Genomic DNA, 13,712 nt, shown 5'->3' with positions numbered 1-13,712 from the left:
ACGGAGACTTGCGCTTCAGGCGTTACTCGTCACGTCCGGCACCCATTTCGTGCGCATCGTCACCAGTTCCTCGGCCACCGAAGGATGGACAGCGCAGGTGCGGTCGAAGTCCGGCTTGGTCACACCCATCTTGATGGCGATGCCGATGGCCTGGATGATCTCGGCCGCATCGTCGCCGACCATGTGAACACCCAGAACTTTCTCGTCCGACGCGCGCACGACGAGTTTCATCAGTACACGGCTGGTGTCACCGTTCAGGGCATTTTTCATCGGCTTGAAGTTCGTCTTGTAGATGTCGATATCGGGGCCATGGGCCTTGCGGGCATCTGCCTCGCTGAGGCCGACCGTGCCGACTTCCGGCTGGGAAAAGACCGCGGTCGCAATATCCGAATGGTCGAAATGCCAGGGATTGCCGCCGAATTCGGTGTCGGCAAAGGCGTGGCCTTCGCGGATAGCGACCGGCGTCAGTGCCACGCGGTCGGTCACGTCGCCGACGGCCCAGACGCTGTCGACATTGGTCTTTGACCATTCATCGACTTTGACCGCGCCCTTGTCATCCAGTTCGACCCCAGCCGCCTCACAGCCAAGCCCTTCGGTGTTCGGACGGCGGCCCACGGCCATCAGTACGACATCGGCATCGATATGGCTGCCGCTGGACAGCGTGATGTGGAGCGGCAGGTCTTCACCGTCCCGCTTCTCGATTTTATCGAACACCGCGCCGGTGACGACGCGCACGCCCGCCTCTTTCAGGCCCTCATGCACGGCAGTGCGGACATCTGCATCGAAGCCGCGCAGCACTTCCTCACCGCGATAAACCAGACAGGTCGGCACGCCGAGCCCGGCAAAAATGTGCGCGAACTCAACCGCGATGTATCCGCCGCCTGCAATGACGACATGCTTCGGCAGATCTTCCAGATGAAACACCTCATTGGAGGTGATCGTGTGCTCTACGCCCGGCAGTTCTTCCGGTGACGGACGCCAGGGCGCACCGCCAACGGCGATCAGGATCTTGTTCGCCGTGATTGTCTTGCCGCTGTTTTTCAGGCGGACGGTGTGCCCATCCACAAACTCGGCGCGCTCTTCGAAAATCTCGACGCCGGCATTCTTGAGGTTACGGAAATAGATGCCCGACAGGCGGTCCACTTCGGCATGCATCGCCGCGGCAAATGTTCCGTGATCGTACGAGACAACGCCAACACTCCAGCCATAGCCGGCAGACTTCTCGATGTCTTTGCCATACTGGCTGGCATAGACCATGAACTTCTTCGGCACGCAGCCGCGGATCACGCAGGTGCCACCCATCCGGTATTCTTCCGCAAGACCGACACGCGCGCCGGCGATGGCTGCAATGCGCGCCGCGCGCACCCCGCCGGAGCCGCCTCCGATCACAAACAGGTCGAAGTCGTAAGCGTGCTCAGCCATATGTCAGTTCCTTGAAGATCGTATGCGTGTCTGCGGGCGCATATGGGCGCGCAGGGTCAGAATTCAAACACCGTGGCCCCGGCCTCATTGCCGATAATGACGGTCCGGGCGATGCCGATAAACAATCCGTGTTCGACGACACCGGGCACATTTGAGAGGCGTGCAGCCAGCGATTCCGCGTCCGGAATCCGCTGGCAGTGGCAGTCCAGGATGTAGTTTCCGCCATCGGTCATGACCAGCCGGCCGCCCGGCTGGGCCCGTAATTCCACGCGTGGACGGTCGATCCCGCTGGAACAGAGCGCGTCGTAAACCTTCTTCGCCGTGATCGTATAGCCGAAGGGCGTCACCTCCACGGGTAGAGGGAACTTGCCAAGCCGCTCGACCTGTTTCGACGGGTCGGCAATCACGACCATGTGATCACTGGCATTGGCGATAATCTTCTCGCGCAAGAGCGCAGCGCCGCCGCCCTTGATGAGGAAACCGTGCTCGTCGACCTCATCGGCGCCATCGACGGTGAGGTGGATACGCTCGATCTGTTCAGACGGGATCAGGGGCACGCCAAGGCTCTCGGCCAGGCGGCGGGTCTGTTCGCTGGTCTCAATGCAGCGCACGACAAGGCCGTCGGCAATCTCCTCGGCGAGCATCTGGACGAAATATTTCGCGGTCGAGCCGGTGCCGAGACCGATGGTCATGCCGTCTTCGACGAATTCCATCGCCGCGGCCGCCGCGTTCTGCTTCTCCAGCTCGTTTGCCATGCTCAGCCCTTCTTCTTTGCAGCTTTTCGCGCCGTCATTTTCTCCCGGAACGCCGTCGCCCAGCCTTTGCGTTCCACCTGCCTGCCGCGCGCGACGGCCAGTGCACCCGCTTCGACGTCCTTGGTAATGACGCTGCCACTGCCAACGATTGCGCCCTCTCCGATGGTCACCGGCGCAACCAGGGCTGAATTAGAGCCAATAAAGGCTCCCTCCCCAATGGTCGTCCGGTATTTGAAGAAGCCATCATAGTTACAGAAGATCGTGCCTGCGCCGATGTTCGCACCGGCACCGACTTCACCATCGCCCAGATAGGACAGATGGCTCGCCTTGGCCCCTTCGGCCATATGCACATTCTTCACCTCGACGAAATTGCCGACGAATGCCGCCTCATCCAGCACGGCGCCGGGGCGAAGCCGCGCAAACGGGCCGACGGATGCGTAGGGCCCGATGGTCGCGCCTTCGAGATGGCTGAATGCCCGGATCTGCGCGCCGGATTTCACCGTTACGCCCGGGCCGAACACCACATTCGGCTCAACCACGACATCATGCTCGATCACCGTGTCATAGGAGAAGTAGACGGTTTCCGGCGCGATCAGTGTCACCCCGTCCTCCAGCGCCTGCTTGCGGCAGCGAGCCTGGAAGATCGCTTCGGCCTCGGCGAGGTCTGCCTTGGAGTCGCAGCCAATCATGTCTTCCTCGGCGCACCGGACCGCCTGGCACCGGCGGCCTTCGGCGCGTGCGAGACCGACGAGGTCGGTGAGGTAGTATTCGCCCTTGGCATTGTCGTTGGTGACCTTTTCCAGAAGCCGGAACATGTCCTCGGCCCCGGCAGCCATGACGCCGGAATTGCAAAGTGTGACCAGCAGCTGCTCGGGCGTCGCCTCGCGCGCCTCGACGATGGCTTCCAGCTGGCCATGGCCTGACGTGATAAGACGGCCATAGAGCCCCGGCTCATGCGTGGCGAAGCCGAGCACGCCGACGGCAGCGCCTTCTTCCAGCGACGCGAACAATTCCTCAATAGCGTCCGCCGGAACCAGCGGGGAGTCCCCGTAAAGCACGACAAGATCACCCTGAAATCCGGATAGCGCATCGGCTGCGCACTTCACGGCATGGCCTGTGCCCATGGGCGGGTCCTGGAAAGCGACGGGAATATCGCCCGGCAGGCTGGCGATATGTTCGATCAGCAGGCCCTGGGAAGGATGCGCCACGACAACGATCTGCGAACAGCCCGCCCGGCGCGCCAGATCGATTGACCAGTCGACCATGGGCCGGCCGCCCACCGGGTGCATCACCTTGGGCAGGCTCGACTTCATCCGCGTTCCCTTGCCTGCGGCGAGGATCACTGCCGCGCGGGGTCTGGATGTCTGGCTCATGACAGGGCCCTCTCGCTTTCTTATGCCCATTCGCCTAGATCAAAGGCCGATTCAAGGCGAGGGGCGAGCGGGAATTGGAGCAATCATGACAGGATGGCTGAACGGCTGGACCGTAGTCTTTGACCTCGACGGGACGCTGGTAGATACCGCACCCGACCTGCTGAATGCGCTGAACCATGTTCTGGACCATGCCGGGCTTGAAACGGTGGACCTGCAAACGGTCGCCGGCATGATCGGACATGGGGCTAAGGCGATGATCCGGAAGGGTATGACGCATCAGGGCCTGACACCATCAGAACCTGACCTCGACGGTCTCTTTGACCGCTTCCTTGTGTACTATTCAGAACACATCGCGATCGGCTCACGCCCGTTCGACCAAGCACCGGAGATACTGGATTGCCTGGCCGCAGACGGCGCGATCCTGTCGGTCTGTACCAACAAGAAGCAGGACCTCTCCGACAAGCTGCTGGATGCGCTGGGCCTCTCGCCGCGCTTTGCCGCCATCATCGGTGCCGACAGCGTCCCGTCCAAAAAGCCGGACGGAGACCATATCGTGCGCACCATCCATGCGGCCGGGGGCAATCCTTCCCGCGCCATCATGGTCGGTGACAGCCGCACAGACGAAAGGGCAGCCCGGAATGCCGGACTGCCCTTCGTATTTGTACCATTTGGCTATGAAGCAGAGTCAGTGGAGGCAATTGGCGCAGATGCCGTCGTCTCGCACTATTCCCAGCTGCCTGCGGCGCTCTCGCGCCTGATCAGTTAGGCTGTCGCTTCAGCGCGCGGGCGGTAGCTCGGGCGAGCGGCCGACGCATCCGGATTGATCCGGCGGCGGGGCATGCCGTTCACCATATTGCTGCGCACGTCAGTACGGGCGCTGCGCATGGCAGGCACGAACCCGGCGTCGACCAGGTCAACATCCACTTCGTAGCCACGCTCGGCCCAATAGGCAGCAATTTTCTCACGCAGGCGCTTCGCGCCTTCTTCGTCACACCAGTCTTTCATTTTCTCTCTCTCCAGGCGTTTTTGTTTTTCAGGGCTGATACAGCCCCTGCCTGTCCTTCTTAGGGTCTACATTTTCGCGAACCGTGGTCGGCTCGTCGTCTGTGACTGCAAAATGACAATGTTGGCGCTCAATCTCAAGACTTATTTCGAATGAAACCAATGTAATCTTTCTAGATGAACAAATGTTCAGACTGAACGTCTGTTCATCTTCCTGTTTGGCGCCTGCAATGTTTACAGCGTTCCTGCTAAAAACAGTAAATCCCTTATACCACGCCTGTCCCGTATATGGGTGACAGCCTTCGTTTCGCCGCAATTCCCCATGGAAACACAGCGTCTCAAACCATGCATTGCAGCATATCTTTGCATAGCAGCTATGACTCGCATGTCACACAACTCATCGGAGATTGTAGTCTGATCTGGGGACAGAAACGGGATACACCCGCTTCAGCTTTCCCTGCTTGACCTCGCGACTCAGTCAGATTAACCCCGCTTTTTTCCGGAGCGGGCGATTAGCTCAGTGGTAGAGCACTGCCTTCACACGGCAGGGGTCACAAGTTCGAACCTTGTATCGCCCACCATTCCTGTTCCCCGCCACCTGCGACAATGCGTGGTTCCTCCTGAAAAGCACGCTATAAGCCGCGCGATGAAATCGCTGCTTCGCTCTTCCGCCGTCGCCGCCATCCTCGGCCGCCTGATCTGGGCGTGGATGGCCCTGGTGGCCCATACGGTGCGCTGGACGGTCGAGGTAGACCCTGCAGCCCGCGAAGCCTGGCGCGAGAATGACGGCATCGTTGTCGCCTCATGGCATTCCCGGATCATGATCTTGCCGGTCGGCTGGATTCGCTTCATTCGCGGCTGGAAAGACCGGGTGAACCGCGCGGCCATGCTGATCTCCCTGTCGCCGGACGGTGAAGCGGTCGCCCGCGCCATTGACCACCTTCAGCTCCATGCCGTCAGGGGCTCTGCAGCCAACAAGAAGAAGCGCAAGGACAAGGGCGGTGCCCGCGCCATTGCCGAAGCCGCACGCCTGCTTAAAAGCGGCAGCGCGGTCTGCATCACGCCCGACGGCCCGCGTGGCCCGGCCGAACAGGTGAGCCCCGGCGCGATCATGATCGCCCAGCGGGCCGGCGCGCCGATCGTGCCCTACGCCCTGTCGATCACGCCCTGCTGGCGGCTGAAGACCTGGGACCGGTTTATCATCCCGTTTCCCTTTACGAAGGGCGCCATCATACTCGGGGCGCCGATTGCGGCCCCACGCACCGCAGACCCTGAGGCCTTGCGCGCGGAATTGCAGGCACGACTTGATGAAGCGACCCGCCGGGCTGATATGCTGTGCGGCCGCAAACCGGAAACAGCTACGGACCCTTCCCCCAAATGACCTTTGCACTCCATGTGTATCGCGTCCTGACCAGCGCGCTTTCGCCTTTCCTGGGCTTCGTGCTGAGTGCACGGGTCAAACAGGGCAAGGAAGACTTCTCGCGCCGGAACGAACGGATGGCGCGGCACCTGCCTGTGCTGCGCAACAATGGTGCGCTGGTCTGGCTGCATGGGGCGAGTGTTGGCGAAAGCCGGCTTCTTCTGGAACTCGGCAACCGTCTGCTGGACGAGCGGCCAGACCTGATGCTGCTGTTCACCAGCCAGACGCAAACCTCCGCCAGGCTGATGGGACCGATGCTGCCGGACAATGCCGTCTACACCATGGCCCCGATCGATACGCCCGCCGCTGCCCGGCGGTTCATCCGTCACTGGAAGCCCAGCCTCTGCATCTTCGGTGAGGGGGAAGTCTGGCCTAATCTGATCCTGGAAGCAGAAAAAGCCGGGGCCAAACGTGCACTGGTAAATGCGCGCATGACCGAAAAGTCGGCGCAAGGCTGGCAACGCTTTCACCAGACCTTCCGCGCGTTGGTAGGCCGGTTTGACGCCGTCCTTGCCGCAGATGAGGACACCGCCCGGCGACTGGCCAATCTGATGGGCAAGCCGGTTGTCTGCTCCGGAAACCTGAAATCCGCCCTTCCCCCACCGTCGGCCAATGATATTGAGCTGCGCCGGATGCATGAGGGCTTCAAAGGCCTTCGCAAGTGTTATCTCGCCGCCTCGACGCATGATGGCGAAGAGGCGCTCTTCCTGGACGCGATGAAGGCCGCGCCGGACGCCGCCCTGATCATCGCCCCGCGGCATCCGGAACGCGGGCCCGTGGTCGAAGACCTGCTACGAGCCCGCAACATCCCCTTCGCACGCCGCTCGCGCGGGGATGTGCCGAACATGAACACGCGGGTCCTTCTGGCCGACACGATGGGCGAGATGGGTATCTGGTTCCGTCTGGCGGATGCGGTCTATCTGGGCGGCGGGCACACGCCGGACGTTGGCGGGCACAATCCGCTGGAACCGATCCGCCTTGGCAAGCCTGTGGTCTCCAGCCCGGATGTTTTCAATTTTGCCGACATGATGGAAGACCTGTCGGAGCGCGGCCTCATCCGTCTGCTCAAGACACCGAAAGCCATCGGCCGGGCGCTGGTGACCATGGCGCCGCCATCCAGTTCCTCGCTGGACCTTCTGGAATATGAAGCCGACGCACCGATGCAGGTGACCCTGGAAGCCATCCGCCCGCTGTTGCCGGAAAAAGGACTTCTGGAATGAAGGCGCCGCATTTCTGGTCGGCCGGCCTTGATCCGCGGTCCCGGGAAGCCGCCCCGCTGACCCGCCTGCTGCTGACGCCTCTGGCGGCGCTTTATACCTTCGGCATTCGCCGCAAGCTGGCGGCCGCAAAGCCGGAACGGGTTGCAGCCCGGATTGTCTGCATTGGCAATCTCACGGTCGGCGGCGTCGGCAAGACCCCCATCGTCGAAGCGATCCGGCACAAGGCAAGTGCTGCCGGCCTGCGGGCGGCGAGTCTGTCGCGAGGCTATGGCGGCACGATGGAAGGCCCGCTGAAGGTCGATCCTGCCCTCCACACATCGGCGGAAGTGGGCGACGAACCATTGATGCTGGCCGCCACAGGGGAAACCTGGATCGGCAAGAACCGCGCAGAAGCCGCCCGCGCCATGGCGGAAGACGGCGTCCAGCTGATCGTCATGGATGACGGCCACCAGAACCCCTCTCTCGCGAAGGACCTGTCCCTGATTGTGATCGATGCCGCCGCACCCTTCGGGAATGGTCATGTCTTGCCCAAGGGGCCGCTGCGGGAACCCGTCGCCGATGGTCTCGCCCGCGCAGATGGCGTTATCCTTATGGGAGAAGGCAAGGAACTGACGGCGGTACAGAAGTCCCGCCTGCCAGTGGTGCGCGCCGGTCTGGCGCCTGCCGGCAAGGTACCGGAAGGCGCACTCGTCGCCTTTGCGGGCATCGGCCGCCCGGTGAAATTCTTCGACAGCCTCACAGAGGCCGGCGCCGACCTTCAGGACAGCGTGCCCTATGGCGACCATCACGCCTACACGGCCAGTGACCTAAAATTCCTGCACGACCTCGCCGCCCATCGCGGCGCGCGCTTGATCACTACATCAAAAGACCATGTCCGCTTGCCTGCGGAAGAACGGGCGCGCATTCTTGTCTTCCCCGTCGAAGCCCGCTTTGAAGATGAGGCAGCGCTTGCCGCGCTTCTCGCCCCAGTTCTCACGCCGGACAAAGCATGAGCGATCCGCAGCAGAAAACCGGATATGTCCGCCCGAAGGACATCGATAACCGCGCCAGCTTCTGGCAGCGGGTCCAGTGGCGGCTGGAAACGATTGCCTGGGATCTGATCTATTGGGCTCCGGTCAAGGCGATGGGGCCGGACCGCGCATCGAATTTCGGCGGATGGCTCATCCGAAAGATCGGCCCGCGCCTGTCGCAGCACAAGACCATGCGCCGGAACCTGAAAATGGCTTTCCCGGACTGGACGGAAGAACAAGTTGAGGAAACCGCGCTCGCCGCCTGGGAGTCTGCCGGCCGCACGGCGGGCGAACTACCCCACCTACCGAGCATCGATCCGTACACGTCCGGGCGGGTGGAAATAGTCGGACTCGACATTCTCGACCGCATCCGCGACAGCGGAAAGGGCGCAGTCTTCATTTCCGGCCATTTCGCCAACTGGGAAATCATGCCGGCGGCCATCACCAAACGCATCCCGCAAGCGGTGATGACCTATCGTGCGCTCAACAATCCGCACATTGACCGGCGCATCTCGAAACTGCGTCATGACTACGGCACAGCGATCAATGCGCCGAAAGGCATCGGCACGCGCGAACTGATGCGCGCGCTCGCCAAAGGCTCTCCCATCGCGCTGATGAACGACCAGAAGTTCAATGAAGGGGTGGCCGTTCCCTTCTTCGGCCGCGACGCCATGACGGCTCCCGGGCCCACGCGCCTTGCCCTCAAATACAAGGTGCCGATTGTGCCCGTTTCGACCGTCCGCACCGGCCCTGCCCGGTTCCGTATCGAATTCCACGAGCCCTATGTGCCCGAGGACACCGGCGATACCGACGCCGACATTCTGCGCTCGGTCACGCGGATCAACAACTTCCTGGAAGCGCAGGTCCGCGCCCATCCCGGCCAATGGTTCTGGCAACACCGCCGCTGGCCGAAGGAAGCCTGGAAGGAAGCCGGCGTCACCTGAGGCCCCGAGCGTGTCTTAGCTCAACATGGTTTCCAAGTCGGCAACTCTCTGTTCCGAATTCCGCCGTTTCCGGCACCGCTTGCTTAAAAATAGCTAATTATGTTGGCCCGGTAACTGCCAGGACGGCAGGGGGATTCACTTAAGACCAGGCGCTCGCCGGGAGGGCACTGATGAACGCATTCCAACTCGACGCATCCATGTTGAAAGGTCCGTCGGAGAGCTCGCCGCAAATCATTGAATCGTCCCTGAGGGCGATCCGCGAACACCTCGACATGCCGGTGGCGTATCTTTCGCAGTTCGTGAATGGCCGCGTTGTCTACCGCAACGTCGATGCGCCGGGCTATGAGCACCTGATCCGCGCCGGTGCCAGCCGCAGCATGGATGAAGGCTATTGCGGCCTGATCATCGCCGGCCGCCTGCCGCAGATGATCCCGGATACGTCCGAAAACCAGCTGGCCTCGTCCCTTCCGATCACCCGCACGCTGCCGATCGGCTCGCACATTGCCATTCCGATCCATCTGGAAGACGGCACAATCTATGGCATGTTCGCCTGTCTCAGCCCGAAGCCGAATACCAGCCTGAATTCGCGCGACCTGGAAACGATGCGCCTGTTCGCAAATCTCGCGACGCAGCAGATTCACGCCAATCACCGCACAGAGCGGATCATGCGCGAGAAGCGCATCCGCATCGAATCCGTGCTGGAAGAAAAAGCCTTCGAAATCGCCTACCAGCCCATCGTGGACCTTGGCGACATGCAGCCGAAGGGCTTTGAAGCCCTCTCCCGCTTCTCGGCTGAGCCTTACCGCACGCCCGACATTTGGTTCGCCGAGGCTGCCGAGGTCGGTCTTGCTGCGGAACTGGAACTGGCCGCCATCCGTCACGCCGTGCGGGCGCTGAATGTACTGCCAGCCGACCAGTATGTATCGGTGAACGCTTCGCCGCAGACCGTGATAAATCCCGCATTTGCCCCTGCTTTTGCCGGACTTCCACTGTCGCGCATTGTGCTTGAGATCACCGAACACGCGATTATCGAGGACTATGACTTGTTCACGAAATGCCTAGCACCGCTGCGCAAGCGCGGCCTGCGCATCGCGGTGGACGATGCCGGCGCCGGACACTCGTCGCTGCGCCACATCATCCAGCTGAGCCCGGACTTCGTGAAAGTGGACATCAGCCTGACGCGCAATGTCGATGCCGACCTTGCGCGCCGCGCGCTGATTTCTGCCCTGCTGCACTACACGCGTGAAACCAGCGCCCAGATCGTTGCTGAAGGCATCGAGACCGAGGCCGAACTTCGCACGCTGAAACTGCTCGGCGTCCGCAGAGGCCAGGGTTATTTCCTCGGCCGTCCCAGCATCAATGCGTTTGGCGAAATGAAAGCCGAAGCGCGCAAAGCCTGATCATCCCCCCCAACCCAACTCTCCAACGCCGGCCTGTATTGGCCGGCGTTTTTTTGTGTGCCGGCCAACAGACTGAAGACAGGATTAGACTCGCGCGAAAAGCCATCTAATGTCCGGGCTGCTGAGAGGACGAATCTTCATGCACTACGGCCAGATGATTTCCTGCATTGCCCTGGCGTCCGGGGCGGCCATGGGTCTCGGTGCCCTGATCTCCCCACGGTGGGCATCCGGCGTTGTGCGCCTTGTTGAGGATCCTGATCCGGCCCGGCCGGGTGGCTATTCGGAATTTCGGGCCACCTATGGCGGCCTGTTCCTGATGGCACACCTGTCTGCCCTGCTGATCGCGCTGAACCTGCCTGCCATCTATGCCGGGTTCGCGGCCCTGCCGCTGGCGCTTGGCTGGATCGGCGCCGGCATCGGGCGGCTGGTCTCCCTGTTTGCAGACCGCGGCCGCAACCGCGCCCGCGGCCTGATCCCGGTCTGGATCCCGCTCGAAATCCTCATAGGCCTGGCGATCGGCGCCAACCTTATTCAGATCTACGACATCATCCGGACCTTCACGAAATGAAACAGAAAATTCTTTCCAGTCTCGCCGCACTTCTCCTCGTCGGATGCGTCTCCGCGCCGACCACGGCCAGTGCCGAACAGGTCGATATCGACAAGGCGACCGAAATTCTCGGCAAATCCGTGGCGTTCGACACGGTCGCCGGACGCGGCAAGGTTCCGGCCTATGCAGAATACCTTGCCGGCGAGCTGGAAGCTGGCGGTTTCGCGAAAGAGGACATCGAGATTGTTCCGCTGGGCGAGACCGCTACGCTGATCGCGACCTATCATGGCAAGACCCCGGGCTCCCCGATACTTCTGAACGCGCATATGGACGTTGTCGAAGCCAACCCGGCCGACTGGGAACGCGCTCCGTTCACGATGGAAACGGATGGCACCTATTACTATGGGCGCGGCGTGCTGGACGATAAATACGGCCTGACCATGCTGGTCACCACGCTGTTGCGCCTGAAGCGTGAAGGGTTTGAACCGGAAAACGACATCGTCCTCATTCTGACAGGAGATGAAGAGACCGCGCAGAAGACCGCCGAGACGATCGCTCCGCTCTACCGGAATGCACGCTACGTGCTGAATGCCGATGGGGGTGGCGGCACGCTGAATGAAGACGGCACCTACGCCTTCTACAGCCTGCAGGCCGGCGAAAAGACCTATGCCGACTTCAAGATCACCATCACCAATCCCGGCGGCCATTCCAGCCGCCCGACAGCGCACAATGCGATTGTCGACATGGCCAGTGTGCTGGAACGGATCGGCGCCTACAAATTCCCGGTACAGACCAGCGAGCTAACGCTCGCCTTCTTCGCCGAGACGGCAAAGCGCACGGAGGGGGACCTCGGCGAAGCGATGGCCCGTTTCGCCGCCGACCCGACCGATATGGCCGCCACCGACCGGATCGGCCAGGAATCCGAGTTCGTCGGCATCACGCGGACAACCTGTGTGCCGACCGAGATCACCGGCGGACATGCACCGAACGCCCTGCCGCAGAGCGTGGTCGCGAACATCAATTGCCGCATCTTCCCCGGCATTCCGCCGCGCGAAGTTATGGCTAAGCTTCAGGAACTGGCAGGCGACGGCGCAGAAGTGACCTTCCCGGAGGAGTTCCCGCAATCGGAAACCTCGCCGCTGCACCCGGAAATCATGGCCGCGCTGCGCAAGGCGGTGGATGCCCAGGCGCCCGGCCTTCCGATCATCCCGTCCATGTCCGCCGGCACGACGGACGGCCTGTTCTTCCGCAAGGAAGGCATCGATACCTATGGCGTTACCGGCATCTTCATGAAGCCTTCGGACGAGTATGCCCACGGCCTGAACGAGCGCGTTCCGGTCGACTCGATCCCCGGCGCGCTGGACCATTGGTACGTGCTGATCACGGAGCTGTCGAAATAAGCGACGGCCAAAAGCCCTTGCATCGGAGGCCCGGATGACGGATTCGGGCCTCTGACATTGAAAGGAAGCCATCATGACGGAGCGTCGAGAGACGGGCCGCCTGCGCCGCAACCCTGCGGGCGCGCAAGGCAAACCGGGCAGCAAGCGCGGCCCCGTAAACAAAACCACCAAAGCACGCGGCCCCGCCGCGGAACCCGACTGGAGTGAAGGCGAGCGCATCGCGAAATATCTCGCGCGGGCTGGCGTCGCCTCGCGCCGCGAAGTCGAGCGCCTGATCGAAGAAGGCAAAGTCAGCGTCGACGGCAAGAAGCTGACGTCGCCCGCCTTCAAGGTGACCGGCAAGGAACTGATCCGCGTCGGCCGCCGCATTATCTCTGCGCCGGAAGCGACCCGCGTCTGGCGCTATCACAAGCCATCCGGCCTCATCACGACCAATGTGGACCCGGAAGGCCGCCGGACCATCTTCGACGAACTGCCCCGCACCCTGCCCCGCGTGGTGACCGTTGGCCGCCTGGACCTCACCACTGAAGGCCTGTTGCTGCTCACCAATGATGGTGCGCTGGCGAGAGCCCTGGAACTGCCGTCCAGCGGGCTGGAGCGGACCTATCGTGTGCGTGCCCACGGCACGGTGACGCCGGAAAAGATCGAGAAGCTCGCCCAGGGCATCACGGTCGAGGGCGTGAAGTACCAGCCGATCCGCGCGGTGCTTGACCGGGAAACGGGCGCGAACAACTGGCTGACCGTTACACTGGCCGAAGGCAAGAAGCGCGAGGTACGGCGCGCGCTGGAATCGCTGGACCTGATGGTCAACCGGCTGATCCGGGTTTCCTATGGCCCATTCGAACTGGTCGATTTGAAGCCCGGCCAGGTGGATGAAGTGCCGCCGGACCTGCTCGCCGAAGCGGTCGGGCACCTCTATGAGGGGCTTAAGGACGGCGCGCCTGTTCGCCAAAGCACTAGCACCACGCCTCGCAAGCCTGCGCCGCGCGGTGGCAAGCCCGGTCCGAAACCGCCGCCCAAACCGCGTAGCAAAAAGGGCCGGAAACCGGATGAGGAATGGTCGACCAGCGCCAAGCCTCCGGCCGAGAAATCCCCTTCCGCGAAACATCCTTCCGTCAAGTCACGCCTTGGCAGCAAGCCGCCTTCCGGTAAGTTGTCAGGCAACAGAAAACGCAGCAAGCCACGCTGAGACGGCGCTCAAATGCCGCCCGTGGTGATC

Annotated in this window: 13 protein-coding genes and 1 tRNA gene; 10 read left to right on the top strand and 4 right to left on the bottom strand. The window is 62.2% G+C overall.

Annotated features, from left to right (window positions below; genetic code table 11):
* Positions 1-15: 15 nt before the first annotated feature.
* The 3 genes from gor to glmU are packed head-to-tail and all read right to left on the bottom strand — an operon-like array spanning position 16 to position 3,550.
* Positions 16-1,422, bottom strand: coding sequence for a glutathione-disulfide reductase (gene gor, locus HJA_RS04500; protein WP_035578673.1), 1,407 nt, complete (start codon positions 1,420-1,422; stop codon positions 16-18).
* A 56-nt stretch (positions 1,423-1,478) separates the two neighbouring features.
* Positions 1,479-2,177: a ribose-5-phosphate isomerase RpiA gene (gene rpiA, locus HJA_RS04495; protein ID WP_035578671.1), complete on the bottom strand. Its 699-nt coding sequence runs from the start codon at positions 2,175-2,177 to the stop codon at positions 1,479-1,481.
* Between the two features lie 2 nt (positions 2,178-2,179).
* Positions 2,180-3,550 (bottom strand): bifunctional UDP-N-acetylglucosamine diphosphorylase/glucosamine-1-phosphate N-acetyltransferase GlmU, encoded by a 1,371-nt coding sequence (gene glmU, locus HJA_RS04490; RefSeq protein ID WP_035578669.1) that lies wholly within the window; start codon positions 3,548-3,550, stop codon positions 2,180-2,182.
* A gap of 85 nt (positions 3,551-3,635) precedes the next feature.
* Between glmU and HJA_RS04485 the strand changes: the two genes are divergently transcribed.
* Positions 3,636-4,316, top strand: a complete 681-nt coding sequence (locus tag HJA_RS04485; protein ID WP_035578667.1) for an HAD-IA family hydrolase — start codon at positions 3,636-3,638, stop codon at positions 4,314-4,316.
* On the opposite strand, the gene HJA_RS04480 is transcribed toward HJA_RS04485, so the two are convergent.
* Complete coding sequence (locus HJA_RS04480) at positions 4,313-4,555, bottom strand: hypothetical protein (RefSeq protein WP_035578665.1); 243 nt, start codon at positions 4,553-4,555, stop codon at positions 4,313-4,315. The two genes, HJA_RS04485 and HJA_RS04480, sit on opposite strands and share 4 nt — an antisense overlap.
* A 503-nt stretch (positions 4,556-5,058) precedes the next feature.
* Here HJA_RS04480 and HJA_RS04475 point away from each other — a divergent pair.
* The 9 genes from HJA_RS04475 to HJA_RS04435 all read left to right on the top strand — a co-directional run bounded on the left by HJA_RS04475 (position 5,059) and on the right by HJA_RS04435 (position 13,682).
* Positions 5,059-5,133: transfer RNA gene (locus HJA_RS04475), tRNA-Val, on the top strand.
* Positions 5,134-5,198: 65 nt separating this feature from the next.
* The gene (locus HJA_RS04470; RefSeq protein ID WP_035578661.1) at positions 5,199-5,933 is read left to right on the top strand and encodes a lysophospholipid acyltransferase family protein; all 735 of its coding nucleotides are present in this window, start codon (positions 5,199-5,201) and stop codon (positions 5,931-5,933) included.
* The gene (locus tag HJA_RS04465; protein ID WP_035578658.1) at positions 5,930-7,192 is read left to right on the top strand and encodes a 3-deoxy-D-manno-octulosonic acid transferase; all 1,263 of its coding nucleotides are present in this window, start codon (positions 5,930-5,932) and stop codon (positions 7,190-7,192) included. Before HJA_RS04470 ends, HJA_RS04465 begins: the two co-directional genes overlap by 4 nt.
* Positions 7,189-8,184 (top strand): tetraacyldisaccharide 4'-kinase, encoded by a 996-nt coding sequence (gene lpxK, locus HJA_RS04460; protein WP_035578655.1) that lies wholly within the window; start codon positions 7,189-7,191, stop codon positions 8,182-8,184. Before HJA_RS04465 ends, lpxK begins: the two co-directional genes overlap by 4 nt.
* Positions 8,181-9,146, top strand: a complete 966-nt coding sequence (locus tag HJA_RS04455) for a lysophospholipid acyltransferase family protein (RefSeq protein ID WP_051597356.1) — start codon at positions 8,181-8,183, stop codon at positions 9,144-9,146. Before lpxK ends, HJA_RS04455 begins: the two co-directional genes overlap by 4 nt.
* A 170-nt stretch (positions 9,147-9,316) precedes the next feature.
* Positions 9,317-10,546, top strand: a complete 1,230-nt coding sequence (locus tag HJA_RS04450; RefSeq protein ID WP_081814524.1) for a sensor domain-containing phosphodiesterase — start codon at positions 9,317-9,319, stop codon at positions 10,544-10,546.
* Positions 10,547-10,685: 139 nt separating this feature from the next.
* Positions 10,686-11,114, top strand: a complete 429-nt coding sequence (locus tag HJA_RS04445; RefSeq protein ID WP_035578653.1) for a hypothetical protein — start codon at positions 10,686-10,688, stop codon at positions 11,112-11,114.
* A complete protein-coding gene (locus HJA_RS04440) occupies positions 11,111-12,493 on the top strand; it encodes a M20/M25/M40 family metallo-hydrolase (RefSeq protein WP_035578648.1) in 1,383 nt (460 codons plus the stop codon). The genes HJA_RS04445 and HJA_RS04440 overlap by 4 nt, the downstream gene beginning before the upstream one ends.
* A 73-nt stretch (positions 12,494-12,566) precedes the next feature.
* On the top strand, positions 12,567-13,682 hold the full coding sequence (locus HJA_RS04435; RefSeq protein WP_081814523.1) for a pseudouridine synthase: 1,116 nt from the start codon (positions 12,567-12,569) through the stop codon (positions 13,680-13,682).
* Positions 13,683-13,712: the final 30 nt, after the last annotated feature.

It is taken from the genome of Hyphomonas jannaschiana VP2 (assembly GCF_000685215.1).
Classification (GTDB): Bacteria; Pseudomonadota; Alphaproteobacteria; order Caulobacterales; family Hyphomonadaceae; genus Hyphomonas; species Hyphomonas jannaschiana.
The sequence above is the reverse complement of the archived record's forward strand: the minus strand, read 5'-3'. Positions and strand labels throughout refer to the sequence as shown.

Bases quoted from the DNA above. Each gene is read 5' to 3' on its own strand.
- gor (WP_035578673.1), bottom strand. From the start codon at position 1,422: ATGGCTGAGCACGCTTACGACTTCGACCTGTTTGTGATCGGAGGCGGC.
- rpiA (WP_035578671.1), bottom strand. From the start codon at position 2,177: ATGGCAAACGAGCTGGAGAAGCAGAACGCGGCGGCCGCGGCGATGGAA.
- glmU (WP_035578669.1), bottom strand. From the start codon at position 3,550: ATGAGCCAGACATCCAGACCCCGCGCGGCAGTGATCCTCGCCGCAGGC.
- HJA_RS04485 (WP_035578667.1), top strand. From the start codon at position 3,636: ATGACAGGATGGCTGAACGGCTGGACCGTAGTCTTTGACCTCGACGGG.
- HJA_RS04480 (WP_035578665.1), bottom strand. From the start codon at position 4,555: ATGAAAGACTGGTGTGACGAAGAAGGCGCGAAGCGCCTGCGTGAGAAA.
- HJA_RS04470 (WP_035578661.1), top strand. From the start codon at position 5,199: ATGAAATCGCTGCTTCGCTCTTCCGCCGTCGCCGCCATCCTCGGCCGC.
- HJA_RS04465 (WP_035578658.1), top strand. From the start codon at position 5,930: ATGACCTTTGCACTCCATGTGTATCGCGTCCTGACCAGCGCGCTTTCG.
- lpxK (WP_035578655.1), top strand. From the start codon at position 7,189: ATGAAGGCGCCGCATTTCTGGTCGGCCGGCCTTGATCCGCGGTCCCGG.
- HJA_RS04455 (WP_051597356.1), top strand. From the start codon at position 8,181: ATGAGCGATCCGCAGCAGAAAACCGGATATGTCCGCCCGAAGGACATC.
- HJA_RS04450 (WP_081814524.1), top strand. From the start codon at position 9,317: ATGAACGCATTCCAACTCGACGCATCCATGTTGAAAGGTCCGTCGGAG.
- HJA_RS04445 (WP_035578653.1), top strand. From the start codon at position 10,686: ATGCACTACGGCCAGATGATTTCCTGCATTGCCCTGGCGTCCGGGGCG.
- HJA_RS04440 (WP_035578648.1), top strand. From the start codon at position 11,111: ATGAAACAGAAAATTCTTTCCAGTCTCGCCGCACTTCTCCTCGTCGGA.
- HJA_RS04435 (WP_081814523.1), top strand. From the start codon at position 12,567: ATGACGGAGCGTCGAGAGACGGGCCGCCTGCGCCGCAACCCTGCGGGC.